Annotated in this window: 18 protein-coding genes; all 18 read right to left on the reverse strand. The window is 37.7% G+C overall.

What is annotated here, in order from left to right; genetic code table 11:
* Positions 1 to 164 precede the first annotated feature (164 nt).
* The 18 genes from ATH1_RS0117995 to cas6 all read right to left on the reverse strand — a co-directional run bounded on the left by ATH1_RS0117995 (position 165) and on the right by cas6 (position 17,673).
* Positions 165 to 539 carry a hypothetical protein gene (locus tag ATH1_RS0117995; RefSeq protein WP_010416769.1) on the reverse strand — a complete coding sequence of 125 codons (375 nt, stop codon included), beginning with the start codon at positions 537 to 539 and terminating at the stop codon, positions 165 to 167.
* Positions 529 to 1,812 carry a TIGR02221 family CRISPR-associated protein gene (csx2, locus tag ATH1_RS0118000; RefSeq protein WP_044114786.1) on the reverse strand — a complete coding sequence of 428 codons (1,284 nt, stop codon included), beginning with the start codon at positions 1,810 to 1,812 and terminating at the stop codon, positions 529 to 531. Before csx2 ends, ATH1_RS0117995 begins: the two co-directional genes overlap by 11 nt.
* Before the next feature lie 14 nt (positions 1,813 to 1,826).
* Positions 1,827 to 2,969 carry a type III-A CRISPR-associated RAMP protein Csm5 gene (gene csm5 / locus ATH1_RS0118005; protein ID WP_010416773.1) on the reverse strand — a complete coding sequence of 381 codons (1,143 nt, stop codon included), beginning with the start codon at positions 2,967 to 2,969 and terminating at the stop codon, positions 1,827 to 1,829.
* Positions 2,945 to 3,970: a type III-A CRISPR-associated RAMP protein Csm4 gene (gene csm4, locus ATH1_RS0118010; protein WP_010416775.1), complete on the reverse strand. Its 1,026-nt coding sequence runs from the start codon at positions 3,968 to 3,970 to the stop codon at positions 2,945 to 2,947. The genes csm5 and csm4 overlap by 25 nt, the downstream gene beginning before the upstream one ends.
* On the reverse strand, positions 3,967 to 4,671 hold the full coding sequence (gene csm3, locus ATH1_RS0118015; RefSeq protein WP_010416779.1) for a type III-A CRISPR-associated RAMP protein Csm3: 705 nt from the start codon (positions 4,669 to 4,671) through the stop codon (positions 3,967 to 3,969). The genes csm4 and csm3 overlap by 4 nt, the downstream gene beginning before the upstream one ends.
* Positions 4,672 to 4,698: 27 nt before the next feature.
* Positions 4,699 to 5,148, reverse strand: a complete 450-nt coding sequence (gene csm2 / locus ATH1_RS0118020) for a type III-A CRISPR-associated protein Csm2 (protein ID WP_010416782.1) — start codon at positions 5,146 to 5,148, stop codon at positions 4,699 to 4,701.
* Positions 5,145 to 6,560 (reverse strand): type III-A CRISPR-associated protein Cas10/Csm1, encoded by a 1,416-nt coding sequence (cas10, locus tag ATH1_RS0118025; protein ID WP_010416785.1) that lies wholly within the window; start codon positions 6,558 to 6,560, stop codon positions 5,145 to 5,147. The genes csm2 and cas10 overlap by 4 nt, the downstream gene beginning before the upstream one ends.
* A 237-nt stretch (positions 6,561 to 6,797) precedes the next feature.
* Positions 6,798 to 7,802 carry a type I-B CRISPR-associated endonuclease Cas1b gene (cas1b, locus tag ATH1_RS0118030; RefSeq protein ID WP_010416788.1) on the reverse strand — a complete coding sequence of 335 codons (1,005 nt, stop codon included), beginning with the start codon at positions 7,800 to 7,802 and terminating at the stop codon, positions 6,798 to 6,800.
* A gap of 43 nt (positions 7,803 to 7,845) precedes the next feature.
* Positions 7,846 to 7,974 (reverse strand): hypothetical protein, encoded by a 129-nt coding sequence (locus tag ATH1_RS22525; RefSeq protein ID WP_010416791.1) that lies wholly within the window; start codon positions 7,972 to 7,974, stop codon positions 7,846 to 7,848.
* A 38-nt stretch (positions 7,975 to 8,012) separates the two neighbouring features.
* A complete protein-coding gene (cas4, locus tag ATH1_RS0118040; RefSeq protein WP_010416794.1) occupies positions 8,013 to 8,570 on the reverse strand; it encodes a CRISPR-associated protein Cas4 in 558 nt (185 codons plus the stop codon).
* Entirely contained in the window at positions 8,542 to 8,766 is a 225-nt protein-coding gene (locus tag ATH1_RS0118045) for a hypothetical protein (RefSeq protein ID WP_139035203.1), read from the reverse strand. Before ATH1_RS0118045 ends, cas4 begins: the two co-directional genes overlap by 29 nt.
* Positions 8,767 to 8,828: 62 nt before the next feature.
* Positions 8,829 to 11,486, reverse strand: a complete 2,658-nt coding sequence (locus ATH1_RS0118050; protein WP_010416799.1) for a CRISPR-associated helicase/endonuclease Cas3 — start codon at positions 11,484 to 11,486, stop codon at positions 8,829 to 8,831.
* A complete protein-coding gene (locus tag ATH1_RS0118055) occupies positions 11,458 to 12,267 on the reverse strand; it encodes a Cas5 family CRISPR-associated protein (protein ID WP_010416802.1) in 810 nt (269 codons plus the stop codon). Before ATH1_RS0118055 ends, ATH1_RS0118050 begins: the two co-directional genes overlap by 29 nt.
* A gap of 6 nt (positions 12,268 to 12,273) precedes the next feature.
* The gene (locus tag ATH1_RS0118060) at positions 12,274 to 13,128 is read right to left on the reverse strand and encodes a nucleotidyl transferase AbiEii/AbiGii toxin family protein (RefSeq protein WP_010416804.1); all 855 of its coding nucleotides are present in this window, start codon (positions 13,126 to 13,128) and stop codon (positions 12,274 to 12,276) included.
* A 2-nt stretch (positions 13,129 to 13,130) separates the two neighbouring features.
* Positions 13,131 to 13,907 (reverse strand): type IV toxin-antitoxin system AbiEi family antitoxin domain-containing protein, encoded by a 777-nt coding sequence (locus ATH1_RS0118065; protein WP_010416807.1) that lies wholly within the window; start codon positions 13,905 to 13,907, stop codon positions 13,131 to 13,133.
* Positions 13,908 to 14,024: 117 nt separating this feature from the next.
* Positions 14,025 to 14,957 carry a type I CRISPR-associated protein Cas7 gene (locus ATH1_RS0118070; protein WP_044114787.1) on the reverse strand — a complete coding sequence of 311 codons (933 nt, stop codon included), beginning with the start codon at positions 14,955 to 14,957 and terminating at the stop codon, positions 14,025 to 14,027.
* A gap of 19 nt (positions 14,958 to 14,976) precedes the next feature.
* Positions 14,977 to 16,812 carry a hypothetical protein gene (locus ATH1_RS0118075; protein WP_010416814.1) on the reverse strand — a complete coding sequence of 612 codons (1,836 nt, stop codon included), beginning with the start codon at positions 16,810 to 16,812 and terminating at the stop codon, positions 14,977 to 14,979.
* Between the two features lie 66 nt (positions 16,813 to 16,878).
* Positions 16,879 to 17,673, reverse strand: coding sequence for a CRISPR-associated endoribonuclease Cas6 (gene cas6, locus ATH1_RS0118080; RefSeq protein WP_139035207.1), 795 nt, complete (start codon positions 17,671 to 17,673; stop codon positions 16,879 to 16,881).
* Between the last annotated feature and the right edge of the window lie 834 nt (positions 17,674 to 18,507).

The raw sequence follows: 18,507 nt of genomic DNA on the forward strand, positions 1-18,507 counted from the left end.
CTCGTTGTTGTTTTTAATTTTTGCATCCTCATTAACAACAAGTTAACTCTGGAGCAAAAATTTAAAACGCCTCGGTTTTGACAAAAATATGGTTTTTATACTGCACTCAACTATCCGAACTGAATAAAGTTGTTTAGTTATGTATAAGGGAGGTTAGAATCTTGTTACAAATAATTTCTAAAACGGCAGAATTTAAAACTGCTGCTTTTTTGGTTTTTATCGTGCATGGATACTATCCGCTGTGTAGTTGATGCTACACATTGAATATGATGTTTCTGAAGTTTTTTTACAACAGCAAATGTCAGAGTCATTTCTCCCATGACGTGCACTGCATGAGTAAGAGACGATGGCTGGGCTTCCAAAATTTCTCTACATCTTTTAACCAAGCTGTTCGCAAGAGAATTGATTTCATTTTCATCTGCCATCGGGTCAACATCAGGGAAGGGCAAATCCCTGATGATTCCGAATAGTTTGCCGGTTGTTAATTTTTGCTCCCGTTCCCAGGTATCAGAAGGGTGATTGCTTAAGTTAATGAGCATTACTTATAATGTATTTAAAATCAATTAATTGTTGTTTTAGATTGGTTTGAAACTTTTCGCCTTTCTTAGGTTGCGGTTTTTCAAGCATCCCACAATGATTAATATCATTTCTGTCAGTTCTGAGTTTTTCAAAGCATGATTTAAGTTGAGTTATAGTTGAGTCAAGGCTCATTTGGACTATTATATCCTTATTTTTTTTGCATTTTTCATCCCAATTTTTTTCTTCTATTTTACGTGACAAAATGTTAAAACCTGATGAAATAACCTCCCTGATTTCCCGATTATGCATATCAACATTCAATTTTGAAGCCGTGTAGTTAATTGCTGTTTCCTCTAAAATTGTTATGCCCTGCTGAATCAATCCGTTATCAATGCACCATTCAACGGCAGCAAGGCCGTTTAGTATGTTGTTGGTTTTGAAATCTTTAATTCTGTCTTTTAATTTATCCAATATCGGGTTGAGTGGTTTTATTATTTCATTCTTAAGTTTATCCAGGTATTGGTGAACTTTGACTACCGAAGCATTGGAAATAATATTCTGGCCACGGCAGGTTTGAATATCTGTAGCGAAGTTTATTAGCTCTTTTTTTATTCCTTTAAGAAATCTGGCAGATTCTTCATTATTTCCTTTATTTTTCAGAACAGGTGCTATCCTTTTATCTGTAAGTTCAGCTATTTTCGTTACCTGTCCAAAGTTAACAAAGTCGCTCGCAGCAATGCTCCAATCCTGTAATTCAGAAAAGGCTGTTAAATCCATTATCGGGGCGAAGTTATCAGCATCCCGGGCTTCATAATTGCCATAAGAGATTCGTTTGAGGGATATGTTTTTCAGGTATTTGGCGTAATTGAGCAGAACAAGAAGCAACATGGGTAAATAGCGAAACGAATGGGTAATGTCCAGATATACCTCGTCATTTTCTTGCAATGAGCCATAAATGGTATCAAAAATTTGCCAAATCTCTTCTGTTGTTTTTCCGTCGGGAATTGGCTGTGTTTTGGCCCGGGGTAATAAGTTTTCCAACCCCTGATAGTCTTGTTCTATTCCTTCTTTATTTATTCTTTTATGAATGCATTTATTCCAATTACTTTTATGGGCAGCGTCGGTCAAAAACAGGATTATTTCATTGTTTTCGTTCCAGTCATTGAACAAGAGGTCTACACAGGCTTTTTGGATAAAGCGTTGTTTAGAGAATTGATTTCTGGTTTGCCAGTAATAATTGCATTCATGGTAAAATCCGTTCCCTAATATTGAAAGAAATACTTTTCGTGCCATAAAATTATTCTTTTTTATTGTATCGAAATTTTCACCCATCCCATTGGTTCATAAATACCTGAAATAACTGAGCGCGTAACAGGGAAAGGTTCTTTTGGTTTATAGTGCTTTTCATTTGGGGCTTTTCCCAGCTTATACATTTTACAAAATGTTTTAAATGCTTCAATATCTGTTTCCAGGAGTATCATTGATATGGTATTATTATAGAAGCTTTTGCCGGAACCAATCCTCAAGAAGAAGGTCAATTCTTCACTTTCTTCAATGCGGTCTATCTCGTTGGTCATCCTGTTGTAGAAAGTATTTAATTTCTGTTTTATATTGCGGGATATGCCCTGTGAATGATCAAACAATATTTCCTCTTCTGTGACAATGGTATTGTAGGCAAAAGTATTCATTTGTTGAATGAAGGATATATCCGGCTTCCAGCGGGAAGACATATAGTTAAGAATTGAAGAATAGCCTTTGTTGATACACATTTTGACTTGGGGTACTCCATTATATTTTGGGTTGTTCAGATGAATACGTTTGGTTTTGAAAATTATCATTGATTCCTCAGGGAAGGGATCGGTATCACTTATGCTTAAGTCGGCAAACAAGTGTTTTCCCGCTTCATCATGCGCATCAGGGAATTTCTGTTCGACCTCTTTAGGGTATTCTTTTTTGAACCATTCTGAATGGTATTGCGGAAGAAGATGATTGATGATGTTATCGAGCGCTTTTTTCCCATCTCCGGAATGTTTGAGCCAATCGTAAAAGAGAGCGGTTTTGACTGCTCCTTTGAGGGAGGAACCTGGAATAATAGGAAGTCCCGTTACCTGGTAACAGCAGTCCACCTGTTCTTTTCCACTTTCCATATTTGGGTAAGGGAGTACCGACCCGGCCAGATTTTGTGCCGGAGAATTCAGTTCATTTTCGATAAAAAGTCTCAAATCGGCATTTGTGCCAGTGCGGGACTCATTAATCGATTTCGAAACATATTGCAGAAAGGTCTCTATTTTGTTATTTTCCTGCAGGAGATTCTGAAATTTTACAGCATCGATTCGGTATAACTGTTTATCCTTTACAAAAAAATCTGTAACAGGCGACCAAACTTCGCCTGTGCCAACAGATACTGGAGTAACCGTTTCTATTTTCAGGTGTTTTGTTGTGTTTTCCATAGCATTTCGAAATTTGAAGGTAACGGATAGAGCAATGTCCGGCCATATCGCCGGTAGCTGCCATCATTGTCGGGAGAAATATCCACGATCCGCCCCGATACCGGTCGGGTAACAATGGAGCCTTCGCCGATCATATTCACCAACTTCAACTGTTTGTTACCATTTACGCGACGGCCACCGCGGGTGACAATCCGGTAAAAGGCAAATGCATCGCGTTCTTCTGTTGACGGATTGGTCAACGATAACGAGAGGTAATTTTCTGAAGGGCCGCGAGGAATACTAGCTTTAGTCAGCCGCACTTCCTTAAACTGACCGCAACCCGTAGAGCGGTCGCCTCCAAGTCCTTCATCGGCCAGTAGGTTCAGCACCGTCAGAAACTTTTCCTGATTTTCGGTTGGAAGATGCTCATCCAGATAGAAGTAGTAACCTGTCTCAATATCATTACGTTCGAACACCGGAAACATAATATTGGTTTGACTGTAGATACAACTATCTTTTTCGGGCGTATGTACTTTCACTTTGGGAATGGTGACTTCTTTGTAAACTGTGATGCTGTCCAGCCCGGTTTCTGAGAGTTCATCCTTAAGACAGACCAGTTTTCCGTCGAGCAACGAGCAACGGTCAGGCTTGAGCCATTCTTCAGGAAGAACTCCGTTATTTATGATTCCTTCTGAAACAAAATCAATCTTTTTCAGTTTTTTGTGTTCTTCGATTTGATACAGGTTGGCTGTGACAGGCTTTGGTAAAAAACGAATGGCTTTTTCGTTTTTCCTGATAAAGAAAAAAGCTGACGATATCCGGATATCATCTTCCTGAAAATTTTTGACTAGTACTGAGGCATCGCCAAACACCTTACGCCAGATGTTTATCAGGGCAGAAAACAGCAGGTCGGAGGAAGGGAATGGCGTTATGGCATTCAAATGCTGCTCTTCCTCCTCCGGTAATATCTCCCCAAAATGATACTGCTTGCCGGGCATCGAAATGAGTTCAACGCGTTTCATTTTGTTATTGTATTTATCCAGTAATCACTTGTAATATCTTCTTCATGCCGGTTTTCTTTCGGTTTATAATAGCCGGTGATGGTTCGTCGTTTGAGGCTGATATCTTTAAATCTTATACGTCCATAGCCTCTGGTACCGCTTCCTCCCAGGTAGTCATCTTCGAGCAAATGAAATGTTCTTGCGATTTCGTGCATGTGCACATCTTCCTTATTATCGTCGTACACATCATAAATCATATTAAAATGAAATACGGCACCTGCCGGCACCCGCTCCATTTGCCTTGGGTTAGCGCTGCTGTTTTTCCGGTCAATACGGTTTTCCCACTTACTTTCGGTCCATGGAAATTCCATTTCACTCTGGTTGAAGATTTTCTTAAATGCTTCAGTATCAAGCGTTGCATCAGATACAATAATACGTGATATTTCATTGGTTTTGGTGCTGCCAAAGATGGTCGAAACAGGTTCTCTGTCATCGTCAATACTGATGAAACCATACTCTTTAGCCAGTAATGTTCTGAGTTTTCCTTTTAATGAGCTTCCCGGAATGTAAGGAATGCCTTCAAAATCGGTTTTTAAGGGAACCGACTTAATGACGTTATTATCAATGCCGCCTATGTCGCTGATAGAGGAAGAACCTCCTATATGTAACCCTGTAATGAGTTCAATATTTCCACTTATGATGATTTTTCCTGTAAGTTTCATTTTTTAAGCATTTTATTGGTTATTAGTTCAGTTCTTTTCACCGAAATATTTATGATAGGCTACGATAGCTTCAAATATCTTAAGGAAATCGGGCAATGAAATGCCTTTGCTTATGAGGTCGTCGAGCAAAAGGAAAAACTTTCGCATGGATTCTCTTTTATATGGTTGACCAGTTGCTTGTTGCCGTGCAACCATATAGGCAATTTGAGGCCGTAACAATTGCAACTGACTTTCGTTCTTTACAGCTCTTGCCTTAGAATAGAGGTTGCGAACCTGTGAGGTGCTAATGTCTTTTCCGGTTTTACGGACAAAATTTTTCAAATTCTCAATTGTTTTTCCTGTTTCTTTGGGGTCATTCCCTTGCGTGAAAGAAAGCAGGGAAGCGGGATAACCCGGGAATTCAGTATTTAACAATTCTAACAGTTCTTGATCGCTTTTTTCTTTTTTCTTGGGGGTTTTTCTTGTTTGATTATTCATGACTTGAAATTTTTAAGTTTATATTCGGCTATTCTTGCAGCAACCGGGAAAAGCATGGGATTACCGTTCTCTTTTTCCATGAAGGCATTCATTATCAAGGCTTCATATTCTTTGATCAGTTTTTCTATTTCCTCTTTGTTTTCGGGTTTTACATTTCGTATGAAATAGAATAATCGCCACACGCTCGGAATGTTTAAACGCCCGCGATCCGAATGACGCAATGCTGCCGCAAATCCTTTGCGGCTCTCCCTTATACGTGAAATGACGGCTTTACTTTCACCATGATTGCGGACCAAATCATCCAGCAGGTTGGATATGTTAATCATACGGGAGAATTCATGCCACTTAAATGGTTGTCCTAAAACAGAAATACGGTTTTTATCGGTCGAGGCTTCTTTGGCCAGGTTCAGATGATGCTCAGCTGTTGAAGCCATCTTCAAAAGTGGATACGATGGCTTAAAAAAAATGATCGAAGCGGAAAAAGTTATGACTTTTTCAAGATTCGGGATATCATTCAGCAGTTCTTTGGAAAAAGTGGAGAATTTATTTTGCAGTAATTCGGTAAATTGCAATACTGCATCGAATCCGCCAAGGAGAAAGGTATCGTCGCCACCGGCAAAAACCAGGTAAATATTGTCTTTGTAGCGGTGGGAAAATTCATTATGATGAAATACTTCTTTTTCACGGAGTTTTTTCAATTCCTCACCAAAGAATTGATTCAGCCGTTTTGAAAGTTTATCCGAGGCTTCTTTGGTTTTCAATTTTTCGAAGCATTTTCCCAGGTTGTCTACATCCAGTTTTAGGGCCGCGAGCAGATCGCTCCCGGTACGTTGCCTGGCAAAGGCTGCCAAATGGTCGAAGTCGATAATTCCACTTTTGGGAGACTCCTCATTTTCATCATATAGTCTTTCCTGGCAATCGTCCCAGGTAGGAATATCCTTCGGTTTCACGTCTGTGGGAGGAGTAGGTGATGGCATCCGGTATGGATCAAAAAAAGCGTCTGTTATCTTCCCCTGTTGCAACTTATCTTTCCCGGCCTGACTTTCCAACAAATGCCGGTAACGGGAATAATTCAGGTTTAATTCTTCTTCTCCAGGAACTTCGTAAAAGGAAAGCACCAGATTTAAACGTCCTTTCCGTTCTTTGCTTTCATACCTTTTTCGCAACAGGTTCCATTGTTCTTCCCATTTGGAAGGCTTTGGGGCTTTTAACAAAAAGTAGCCGCCGCCTGTCGTGAGCATTGTGGCATCCAGCTCCCTCGCAATATCCAGCCCGGTTTGGAGGGTGCTTTCTTTTACTTCCAGCGAACGATTTTTCAATCGCCGGGCAGCGCCATCATTCTTTACCGAAAAGATGTAGTGCTGAATGCCTGCAACGTCACCTTTAATTAACAGTAATTCCTTGTTTTCCATAACATTGTTTTTCGTATAACAATATTCTGATAAACTTTTACAAATGATTGATAATTAAATGATAATGAAACCAGCAATAACAAATTATCTCCTAATATAATAAAATTTTGCGTCTCTATGTTTGTTTTTTTTAACGCCCTATTTAAATTTGTTATGATGTTTAAAGCTTTAATAACTTTAGTCGATCGTTTGATGGTCTGATGCCAGATCGCTACCATATCAGCTCACCAGTTATAATCACCACCACATCTTAAACGGCTGATACTCTTCAATTCCCAGTACATGTTTGACCAGTTTGTAGCACTCCAGTTTGACAAGATGTTTATAGCTTACAGAACGTTTCAGGCTTCGATGTTGAATGGTTTCTGAAAGCCGGTCTTCGAAGGCTTTTACAAATGCCTTTTTCCCGGCGGGTTTCAGCACAATCCGGTTCAGTGTATTATCAAAGTCTCCGGCCCCAATGATTTTTTTGTTGAGGACTTTAAAGATCACCCGGTCAACAAGAATAGGTTTGAAAATTTCAGCCAGATCCAGGGAGAGGGAGAATCGTCTTTCGCCCGGTGTGTGCAGAAACGAAATGACCGGATTGAGCTGTGTCTGATGTATAGCCCTCAGACACTGACTGTAGCACATCATGTTGCCAAACGATATAAGGGCATTCACTTCGTTTTTTGGAGGGCGCATGCTGCGTCCGCTCATACTGAAATCATTTACAATCAATTCAAAACCTTCGTAATAAGTACGGCGAATGTTGCCTTCCAATCCCATGAGTTCATCAATGGCTTTCACATGGTCAAACTGATGACGGTAACCTTCTATACGTTCGATCACTGGTAAGAGGTCTTTGCCCCGGTTGTCGTAATATTTCAGATTTTTGATCATGTTATGTACAGCCCCGTCGAGTATGCGGCTGGCCAGTTTGATGCGGCGATTTTCATTGTCGTGTAAACGGGCTTGTGCCATAAGAGCCTTTCCGCTCAAGAGTCCGTCTCTTGGCATAAATGATCCTGTGTAGTTTTCGTAATAATCGAAAAAGTGAACCGGAATTTGTTGTTGTCCCAGGAAATTGTAAAGGGCCGAGTTGGCATCTAAATTTCCAAAACAATAGAGTTCGGCAATATTTTCGACCGGCAGAAAACGCGGCTTCTGACTATTGCCTTCCTTATCGTAGGGGGTAAATTTGAGGGTATTGTCGCGTCGTTGAAGCAATCCCGGATTGAAAAGGTAATAAGTTCGTTTCATAGCATGGAAAGATATTGAGTTGGTGAATTATTGAGCTGTTGAGCTATGATTTATTGATTTTTCTGATTTGCTCCAGCATTTTCCCGGTAGTTGCAGATACTTTCAGCAGGGTATCTGCTGCATTTTTTCGGCGACCGGTTTGTTCGGGTGGCTCCGGTTCATTTTCTTTCACAAGGTCAAGCCATACGAGGGGTTTGTTACATTTTTCAGCTACTCCTCGCCGCTGTGACAGAAATCGAAATAGCTGCAATTTTTGCATTTACTTCTCGGCAATTTTGGCGGACAAACGTCGTTATTAATGATTGTTTTAATTGCGACGACCATTTCCCGGATGGCGTCCCTGTCTGGGGTAGTCAGCAATACTTCTTCGGTTTTATGAAGACGGGGATATTCGAGTAGTCCGGTACATTCTTTTACGCCATTTTGTTCAAGCACATAGAGGTAATACTTCAGTTGCCATTGATGGGCTTCAGAACGCTTGTCCGATTTTTTTATTTCATGAACAATTCTGTTTCGTGGCTCGAAATAGTCTATTTTGATACCATTCATCTCTATTTCGCGGTATTTGTCGCTTCGACGATCGTAGGATGTTTCATGGATGAGCTTCCCTTCATAAACAGCATCGGACGTGTGTTCCATCTGAATGCCGTTGGCAAACAGCCAGAGTTTGCGATGGCAAATGAGGTAATAATTGAAATGAGTTCCGGTAATTTGCATGATGAGGTGTTTGTATCGGGTGTTATTCTCTGTCAAGTTGCATTTTTTCATTTTCTGCCGGTTTTCGTTTAAACTGGTGCTCGAACAGGGATCCGTGACGATGGTATTTCAGGTTGAAGTAACGGGTATAAGCGTTGAAGAGGTGGCCGAGGTGGGAGGAGGGGTTGGGGGTTTTCTTTACCTTCCCGCTCATGCTTGCCCACTGACGTTCCGGAGTTTGGCCGGCCCGTTCTGCTGGAAAATCCAACCACGTCAGGGCGAAGGAAGGGCGGAGAGGAGTCGGTTGAGGTTGGCGGGACGGGACTGGTTTCATAGTAAGACATCTTCTCTTGCTTTTTCAAGGTTAAAACCTGATTCTATATTATAACAACTTTCCCAATGTGATAAATATTGGTAACCATATTTACTTTTTTCGATATCAAGTTTATCAACAATTTCTTTCAACAGATTAGGGTATACTGAAACAGAGAAAAGAGACATTAGGCCAGTCAACTTTTTCAGGTCAATTTGTTTTTGTATGAAATCAATATCCTTGTTATGAATAAGGCCAATAAACCGGTCAAATAATTTTTCTCCTGAAATCCTTAATTGGTCATCTGTTAAAAGATCAATTGTTTTAAGGTCTTTTGAAGAATAACCATCCGGAATTTTTATTTCAACCGGAATGAACAATGATTCAGTTTCGTTATTCTCTATAAGTTGAAATTCCTGACTGATACAGGAGAAGTCAAATCGTTTAAAGTTCTCAAGATAACTTTTGAGCTTAGAAGAATCTGTCCAGTCATCTTTTTTTGCATCTTCAAAAACCTTTTCATAAAGTCTGTCAAACTCTTTCTTTTGCAATATTTCTTCAAAACCAAAGTATAATTCCTTGTCCTTCTGCTGATGTTGATATCTTTTGTCCGTGCCGTAAATTGTTGAAGCCCGGTCGCAATCAAATAAGAATACCTTACAATCATTTTTCGAAGCGTTTCGATTGATTCGGCCGGCCAACTGTTCATCGCTGTCAAGAATTGATCGGTCTTTAAACCCTAAATCCATATCAATATCAATTCCTGCTTCAACGACCTGGGTTGAAACCACAATTACTTTTTTGTATTTTTCTTCTTTTATTTCGTTAATTACCCTTTTTCTTTGGGGCTCAAGAATGTCGCCGGAAAGGAGATATAATTTATAATTTTGGAAATCATCAGACTCAGAGAGCAATCTGAAAAAATGTGAAGCCGTGTTTTTTGTGATAAATTCGATGAGTACTCTGGACTGGTGGTGTATTTTTGTGTAATCGTCAGCTTTATGCTTTATGAAATATGCCAATTCTGTTAAATATTCTTCTTTGTTTTCTTTTGATGGTTTAGGTTTTTTCAGAAGAGAAAAATCAAACTCAATTCGACCAGCAAAATTTTTATTCGAGAAGTATAGTTTTTTGTTTGGTGTAAGATTTACAAAACGCCCTTTTAACGTTTCACTCAAAGCATCGATTTTTGGTAAGGTGGCCGACATAACGATAAAACGAGTATTGAAATGGCGGGCATAATTTTCAATAAAGAAGACAATTTTGTCCCAGTGCCTGGGATTATATGTTTGCAATTCATCAATTACTACTATTGAATTACATAACCGATGTAATAAATAATTGGATTCCTTGTTATTTCCTTTTAATATTTCAAAAAAGCGAATATGAGAGGTTACACAGACCGGATAGTTTACAAAAAGATTGTCCAAATGAAGTTTTTTTTCTTTCCCGTATTCTCCGTCCACACGTTCTTCTTTTTCATGAAAGCCGGCTTTCGAGTGCAATTGAATCAATTCATCATTATTCAGGCCTATTGTCTCTTTAATACATTCAAATGTTTGGGTGATAAGTGTTGTGAAAGGGAATACATAAAACACTTTATTAAGGCTTTGATCTAACTGCAGCAATTCTGAAACACATGCTAAAGATAAATTTGTTTTCCCGGCGCCGGTGGGTGCTTCAATATAATACCAAGGACTATCAGGTTTTTGCCTGATTGATGTAATGACTTCTGCATTTAACTTTTGACGCAAAAAGTTCAGATTCTTTTTGCTGACTTCCTGTAATTCACTGAACGGTTTATTCTGGTATTTTTCGATATTGATGAAGAGATCCTCGTTATATGGTAACTTTGTTTTGAAGTTGTCAGATATTTTATCGCGTAAAGCCTTATCAATAATGCCGAAGTCGTTAACCTTTATGTCTGCCATGTATTCGTTGGTAGCATAATAATCACTTGCTGTAAGCAGGGAATAAGATAATTTAAGCAAGGCAAAGATTGAAAAATGTTGTTCTTTGCTAATTCTTTCAATTAGTTTGTCTTTGATGTGGACTATTTTTGTACTGGCCTTAAGAGGTAAATTGATGTTGCAATATTCTACGAAAGGAAAAAGCTCTTCAAAAATTTCGACAGAAAAATGGTTTTCATTACTTAAAACGGCACTGTGATGTTTTAAAATGGGGATACAAAAAAGAATTATTATTCCGAAAAGTAATTCTTTTTCTTTTGGCTCGAAATTGCTGAAATTGACCTTTTCGATGAAGTAATGAAGAAACAGGACTGCACTAAGCAAGGAATGTTGACTTCCGATTGATAGTTTTTTCTCTTTAAAGAGATTGTTCTGCATTTTCAAAACCTGGAAATTGGGATTTATTTTACCTATATCGTGGTACGCGATGGAAGCACTAAAAAGCAATTTGATATATTCAGCCAGGTTCTGATTTTCTTTTGCTATGTTGTTGCATAAGTGATCAATAATATCATCAATTTTTTGGGTTTTAACAATCGATGTGGCGTATGATATAACCAATTTTACATGATCCTGAAGTATCTCGTACCTGCTATTAGTTCCGTCGATATGGGCCCAATATATAGCAGCATCGGGAATAATATTGCTGATTGATGATAGTTTGTGACTTGTTATCTCAGAAAAGCTGGATAATTTTTCCTTCATCTTCACCTGTTTTTAATTTGATAAAATTTCCTGACGATTTCTGTTTTAGGGAAAGATCCCAGTCAGTGTAAGCAAAGTTGCCATATTCATATTGAAAAAGAGGTGCACCTGAATAGGCAATAGGCAAATTTTCAAAGTAAGTAAATGTGTTGCCTTCGGAGCTTTCCATTAATATATCAAATAACGGCTCTTCAGCTTTACTGTCTTTTAACGGCTCCGACTTCAGGAACAGCGAACTAATTTTAAAAGTTCCTTCCGGAACAAATTCAGAATAACAGATTTCTTGAGCATTTTCCCACCACAATGAACATTCATTTTTTCCCAGGTAAGGCACATATTCTGCATGATAGGCTAAGAGGTTTTTTGTTAGTAATTGTTCATCCTGATTTACTGAGTTTAGTAAAACAAAACAGCGAAAGGCGGGAGCTATAAGTGTTTGTTCCGCCACCATTAAGTTTCCTCCGGTTTCTTCACTGGCCAGTCCCGTAGTATTGTTATATTTTATAATGGTTTTTGTAAAATTCCCATTTTCGTGATAGTTTTCGCCGGTCTTATTTGGTAAAGGCATGATACCTACCTGCACATTTTTCAGAAGCTGGTAGTATTCGGGTAATTCTCCGTTTTTTGAAAAGCCGGGAAAACCACCAATTGCTCCAAGTATGCCCAGAAGGGCCGGTTTATGTAACATGTTGAAGGTTAAATATAGTGGTTCATTGGTATCAGGTTTTTTCAACATCCCGAAATCGGCTTTTATATCAAAGGAAAGAAGTTGCTTTTTCATGTCCTTTCATTTTAGTAAATGATTAATAAACTGCGACAGTTCTTTGTATATATCATCAAATTCAGGTAGATCATGCATCTTTATTTGGTGCGCCAGACTCTGCTTCCATGCCCTTTTATTTCTTAAAGCTTTTTCTTTGTTTACAAAGTCTTCAACTCCATTGATCTTTAATCCTTTCAATTCAGATTTCTTAATGAGCAAGGATTTCAATTCCGGCCAGGTTCCGTTTAACATGTTTGTATTACTCAGGAACCAGACATCATATACATCACGTGGTCGGTTTCTTTGTTTTAAAGCACGGATCTTTTCAGAAAATAATTCTCTAAGATCATAACAATTCGCTTTCCGGGAAACTATATTTTTGTCTGAATAGGGATGGAAGATGTCTTTCTCTACAGGTGGCAAAAGCAGTGATTCAGAAAAGCTAATGTCAATTTGTATACTATTTTGCCAACGGGAAGAAGGAAGAGGACGTTGATTGGGATTATGATCTGCTCCCCAAAATTTTATTTTGGATTTGTAGCCTTGGGGAACGTCATTGGAATATTGATTTTGAAAACCGGCCAAATAAAATTTTATTGAAGATTGTTCCCCGGCTTTCTTCATTATTTTTTTGATGAAAGATTCATTTATAACGAATTCTTTATCAAGTAACGTAAAATCGAGATCTTCAGAAAAACGATAGTCCTGTATGTAACATTTATGCAGGCATGTGCCCCCTTTAAAGACAAAAAGACGGCTTATGTCTTTAAATGAGTATAATGCATTTAAAAAGTGCCCTAACACCCAGTCTTTGTCAATTGTTGTTTTAGGAACACTTTTGATATTGGCAATGTCAACGATTTCCTTTTGTTTGATCATCTTTAATGCGCTGAATTGGCTATCTCCATTATTTCTTCTTCGTCCATATTGAGAACAATTCGCCATTTTTTTATATAATTTCCCTTTGTTGGCAATGACGGGTCGAAAGGGCTGTACTTTTCATTACAAATCTTGCCGGCATATTCCAGAAAATATTTCATTTCTGTTTTTTTTAATAATTCAGATAAATAAGCAAGACGTTTCGTAACGGCGATATTGTCAACAGCTTTGCAATATGTAACCATTTTTCGGGCATTCAGCTCTGCTTTGTTGAAAGCCTTGATTATTTCATAATACCCCCCTGAATATTGTGGCTGATCGAAACAGTCAACAATGGTTTTTTCAATATTTGTGATATGATAAGTATGATTGCCATATCCCATAGTCTTGTATCCTGTTAGCTTTTGCTTTTTTAAAGTTACAAAATGGAAAACAGTGCCTATCCCAAATACAACTTTCTCACCTCTGCGCTTACTGTTTTGGATAAATATTTTATTCGGGAATTGTTCTGTTAGTCCATGAGCATTCAATGCGGACCAGTAGGCAATACCACCGTCGGCAGCCATAAAACAGCCAATTACATTTTCGTCAGAAAAGTGTCTTCGGCGGTATTTCCCTTTTTCGATCAATAGAATTTGGGCTTTTTGAGTAAGTCCTCTGAAGCCTTTCCTGAAATCATCAGAACCTATTGGTACGTTATTTTCAATATCCCTCTTGACAAAAACATCCAAACCGTTTTCTTCCAGAAATTGCAGTATTACATTTTCATTATGTGTCATAATTATGACCTTTTGTGTATTTAATCCATAGCGAATATGTAAATATACGACATAAAAGGTTGTATTAAAATAAATATCATTTTTTTATTATTATTTTTTATATCAGCAATTTATAATCTATAGTTTTTCATAAACACTTCCTGTTGGTGCATTTTTTATGACTAAACTGTTTTCATTAAATGCTATTACATTTTTTTCAATTTCATTTTTATAGGTTGAAGTAACTTCTTTCAATGATGTACAATCAAGTACTACTTTCCCATCCTCTTTTTCTTCTTGCATGGTTATCAGTTGTGTAAGATTAGGTAAAACCAATTTTGAACCTTCTTTAAGTTCAATCCAGATAAGCGCTTCATTTTCGGAACCAGTTTTTGATGCCGAATCATACCAGGTAACTCCGCGTTTCATGGCTTCTTTTAATTTTGAAATGTCATCTTCGGTAAGGTCGTTTGCACCCTCTCCCGCGAGTTTAACAACTTCTTCCAGGTTTTTGGGGTTTACGGAAAAATGATGCAAATAATGTCCTTCCTGAAGCTTGGATTGCCGTCCAAGGGTAGTCGCCTGTTTTTCATCACTGTTTTCATCCGGATTTCTAAAGGGAGACATAATTTGTTCGGAGTAAATATTATTCTCCTTCCAAATATTAACTCCGTGATTGATCTGAACAGGCCCATGAACGGAAATAGCTATATTGTTGCTTTTTCCTTTTTTAGCAAATGTAGCTCCAAACAGACGGATGTCGAGGCAGCTCAAAATGTCCCTGGCAACTACCTTTTTGTCCCTGGTATCTTTATGGTCGGGGAACATTCTGGCATAAGCATCATCCAGACTATACGGGACAAATTCTTCGTTGAATCTCTTAAAATAAAAGATCCTTTCGTTAGCGTATACATCTTTGAGATAATTTTTAACTGTGTATTTAAAGGCCTTGTCAGTTGCATAAACAGTGCCATCGGGCAAAGTTCGCGGTTGTCCGGTAAAATCGGCGTTATAATTTGAATTGATTGCTTTGACAATAGCAGCTCCGAAAATTCTTTTTTTATAAGTCATGGTAAATGGTTTTAATGAGTTATTCCTTGTTTTCCTTTTGTTCTTTGCTTTCATAAATAACATTATGGGCAAAACAGCCTGCCAGAAAGTATCTGATATAGTCCTTCATATTTACGTCTGTTTCATAAGTCAAAACTTCGCTTGCCAGTTTCTCAAAACGTCCTTTTGATATTTTAATTTCGTGTTTGTATATAGCTATAGTCTTACCTATGGTTTCCTGCAACTGTGATGCTTTTGTTTTTTGCAGGAAAGGTTCCAGCATGGCGTAGGTCTTATTGCTGGATGCACTTTTAGTCAATAAAAAGTAGACAACCTGTCCGGCACCGAAAGCAAATTCAGCCGGGTCATTTGAAAAGGAAACATTATCTTCATTAGCAACCTGTTTCATCTTTTCCAATAATTGTGGGATTCGTGATGCCATATTTTCTCTGTTTTTATTCTGATTAAAAAAATTGTATAGGCTAAACCATATATTTAGTTTCTCTTTAATTGAATATCTGCGTTTAAAATCTTCATCAGTTCTTATGTCTTCCAGAATAGACGTTTGCATCATCTGATCAAACATATTGCAGGTGATGCTTTGATGGTTGGCTTTGTAGATATAATCATAAATGGCCTTGCGGTACTGTAACATTAAATTGAAGAGTACATCAGTAAAATGGTACTTGGGCTTTGGTTCAATTTCATCAAAATACTTAAGCCATAATCCATTTTTTGTCTTATTAATCAGATTGCCGTTGAAAATTTTATTAAAGACAATGTCCTCCAACTGAAAAATGTTGAATATTTGAAGGGATTTAAAATTTCCACCTATGGGAAATAACTCATAAAGTTTTAAATTTTTCTCAATTTTGTATTTGAACTGGGGGACAAAATCAATGTCTGCAATTCTACTCCCTTTAATTCCCTGAAAAAAGATGAGATAAAAATTTTGTAAAGATTCTTTGTTGTACTTTTTTAAAAGTGTTTTAATAAGTTCTGAGTAAGATAAAACTTTACCATCCTGGTGCAAACTTACAAGTTCTTTGTTTAACTCCTTTTCATCAATGAATATCGGGCAGGGATTAGGGATCTGTTTGTTTTGCTGGAGCTTAAAGAATTTCCATATTTTTTCAGCTTCATCTTCTTTTATCCTGTAGTTATATTTAAATGAGGAAGTTTGATGCTTCAGGAAACGTTTTTTATCGTTGAATCCGCTTAGGCTGTCACTAATTCCGAAAACTTGTTCATTAAATTCCTGATTGTATTCGTCTTTATTAAAAATATTTTCTTTTAAATATTCACGATGAGTTTCTGTTAAATCATCAGCACTTATATTTTTTAGTATGAGATAAACCGTATATGAATCTTTTGCCTCCTGATAAGGTTGAAGGTCGTTTACTAATTCATAAATGTTTTGAGTCAGATAATTTCTGAAAAGGAGAAACATCTTTTTTTGGGTATCTGTCTTACAATATTTTTCAGCCTTTTTGAAATATTGATCAGTTAGCTCTTTGATCAGTATGTCCTTGTGGTATTTCGCGAAATTCTTTTTCGTAAAGGCAAGAACAAATGGAGAACAAGAAACCCCGTAAATTTTTTTGTTAGGGTTGAAAATTTTTGCAGGGGAAATCGGTAAAGTATTAATTTGAATATTAAGACATTCCTGGAAAAAAGGATTCATCTCGGTCTGTTTTGTGAACACACCATAATCTTCTTCATTTAGCTTTCCATCTGCATCAACATTCTTTAATACGGGGACTCCCTTTTCTTCCTGGATGTCAAGAAATATATACAATCCCTCTTTTAGTTGAAGATTTCTGCTAAATGTTTCCTCTGGCAATGTATTTACAAATTGTACGATTTCTTTTATCATTTTATTCGTATAAAATTTATCTAAGTTATTGGTCTGATGAAACTTTGCCTCACCGCGTCTTTGCTTTTAAGTTTTTTTGACGGATTGTTGATCTGTTATTTCACACCATCCAAAACCTGCTGAACTCTTTTCGCTTACGCCACAATTCCAAATCATTCTGTGTACTTCAGCAGGAGCCGTTAGCGTAAAATCGAAGATGTTGCCAACAACCCTTGTCTCCTGTGGTGTTTCCGGTTTAATCACAAAACCGCTTCGTTTGTATTTCTGCCCGGGTTTAAAGTTGATCTTGTCGGGGGGCATTTCGAGTCCTCTTGTGCTGCTGTATTTTTCGGTAATATGTTTAACCGATAGTTCCTGAAAATTTTCGTCATCCGGTTTCAGATAATGCGCGGGCTTGTTTTTATCGGATTGATAGCTTACCACCCAGGGGGTTACCAGCCGGTAATGCATGTTTTCATCGAACCGGGGCTCCGGCAGAGCTTCTACATTGGTAACTTTTAAATCAAGGCCATTGAATTTGTTGCCCAGAAAGAATTCCTGTTTTATAAACAGTCCTTTTATGAAGTTAGTGGCTGCTTCAGGTGCATCAAACGATACCTGCAACGAAAGGGTTGATGCAGCAATCCCGAATAATTTTCGTTCTTTCCACAGTTTGGGTTTTCCGAAGTTAAGGCGCGAAAAGCAAAAGAGCTTATACAGTTTTGTGGTGCCGCTTCCGTAGCCCTGGTCGTGCAGAAACCGGGCAAAGTCTTTGTCGGCCTGCTTCAACACTTTGTATATCCAGGCACTGATGTAATACTGGTAATCCATCGGAAGCATTCGTTGCTTCCCGGTACGGTTAAATATTATCCTGAATCTCATAATAGTACGGTTAACAGTGAATTCAAGTCATGAAACGGGGAAAGTGAAATGCGGCATGCCGGCTGGATATACCACATCAAATCTCTTCGATAAAACAAATTGGAGCAGTTTGTCGAATTTGAATGGAAATTTTCCGGAAAGCGGCAATAATTGTAATTCGTGTCGGGTCGGTTGGCCTTCATTTTTAAAGGGTGTTGGTTAGTTACATTAACAATAATAGTTGATTTTTTGACGTTTAAATTTAGTGATTATTTGTTCAATTTTCATAAAACAGGATAGGGAAATTTTTATTTTTTAATTTGAGGTGTTATGAGTTTTGGCTGCTTTTGTTCTACGCTGAGAATGTAGAATTAAAGAAACACGACACTGCAATGAAAAAATTTAATGAAACGAGAATGACAAGGTTTGTCACAACAAGAATATGTATAATTAACCTCTAATCATCTAAGAAACCAAAAAACAGGCAACAGATTCTTCGTCGTTACCTCCTCAGAATGACATTAAACAGTCTGTCATTCTGAGCGGAGCGAAGAATCTAAAATCAATTAAAGAATAATAAGTTGCGCCATTCCAATAACATAGACTAATTTTATACTGATGAAACGAGCATGACAAAGATTGTCACAAAAGAACATGTATAAAACTCTTACATGCGAGTTCCATCAGACCAATAACTTAGACTAATTTTATACTGATGAAAATGTTAGGATTGTTAGGCGCTTAGCGCATAAAACCAACCAACATGTTGTTTAAGTTGACTAAATCCCGCACAGGGGTTTTTTTTGAGGCTTGTCCTGAAAAAACGTAGTACCTTATCTCTAATTTTGTTGTATT

The organism is Anaerophaga thermohalophila DSM 12881 (assembly GCF_000191885.1).
Lineage (GTDB): Bacteria > Bacteroidota > Bacteroidia > Bacteroidales > Marinilabiliaceae > Anaerophaga > Anaerophaga thermohalophila.

What these genes read in the sequence shown, in the direction of transcription:
- ATH1_RS0118050 (WP_010416799.1), bottom strand. Translation starts at nt 11,486, where the DNA reads ATGAAGGAAAAATTATCCAGCTTTTCTGAGATAACAAGTCACAAACTA.
- cas4 (WP_010416794.1), bottom strand. Translation starts at nt 8,570, where the DNA reads ATGAAAAAATGCAACTTGACAGAGAATAACACCCGATACAAACACCTC.
- ATH1_RS0118060 (WP_010416804.1), bottom strand. Translation starts at nt 13,128, where the DNA reads ATGATCAAACAAAAGGAAATCGTTGACATTGCCAATATCAAAAGTGTT.
- ATH1_RS0118065 (WP_010416807.1), bottom strand. Translation starts at nt 13,907, where the DNA reads ATGACACATAATGAAAATGTAATACTGCAATTTCTGGAAGAAAACGGT.
- csm4 (WP_010416775.1), bottom strand. Translation starts at nt 3,970, where the DNA reads ATGAAACGCGTTGAACTCATTTCGATGCCCGGCAAGCAGTATCATTTT.
- ATH1_RS0118055 (WP_010416802.1), bottom strand. Translation starts at nt 12,267, where the DNA reads ATGAAAAAGCAACTTCTTTCCTTTGATATAAAAGCCGATTTCGGGATG.
- csm5 (WP_010416773.1), bottom strand. Translation starts at nt 2,969, where the DNA reads ATGGAAAACACAACAAAACACCTGAAAATAGAAACGGTTACTCCAGTA.
- cas10 (WP_010416785.1), bottom strand. Translation starts at nt 6,560, where the DNA reads ATGGAAAACAAGGAATTACTGTTAATTAAAGGTGACGTTGCAGGCATT.
- cas6 (WP_139035207.1), bottom strand. Translation starts at nt 17,673, where the DNA reads ATGAGATTCAGGATAATATTTAACCGTACCGGGAAGCAACGAATGCTT.
- cas1b (WP_010416788.1), bottom strand. Translation starts at nt 7,802, where the DNA reads ATGAAACGAACTTATTACCTTTTCAATCCGGGATTGCTTCAACGACGC.
- ATH1_RS0118070 (WP_044114787.1), bottom strand. Translation starts at nt 14,957, where the DNA reads ATGACTTATAAAAAAAGAATTTTCGGAGCTGCTATTGTCAAAGCAATC.
- ATH1_RS0118075 (WP_010416814.1), bottom strand. Translation starts at nt 16,812, where the DNA reads ATGATAAAAGAAATCGTACAATTTGTAAATACATTGCCAGAGGAAACA.
- ATH1_RS0117995 (WP_010416769.1), bottom strand. Translation starts at nt 539, where the DNA reads ATGCTCATTAACTTAAGCAATCACCCTTCTGATACCTGGGAACGGGAG.
- csx2 (WP_044114786.1), bottom strand. Translation starts at nt 1,812, where the DNA reads ATGGCACGAAAAGTATTTCTTTCAATATTAGGGAACGGATTTTACCAT.
- csm2 (WP_010416782.1), bottom strand. Translation starts at nt 5,148, where the DNA reads ATGAATAATCAAACAAGAAAAACCCCCAAGAAAAAAGAAAAAAGCGAT.
- csm3 (WP_010416779.1), bottom strand. Translation starts at nt 4,671, where the DNA reads ATGAAACTTACAGGAAAAATCATCATAAGTGGAAATATTGAACTCATT.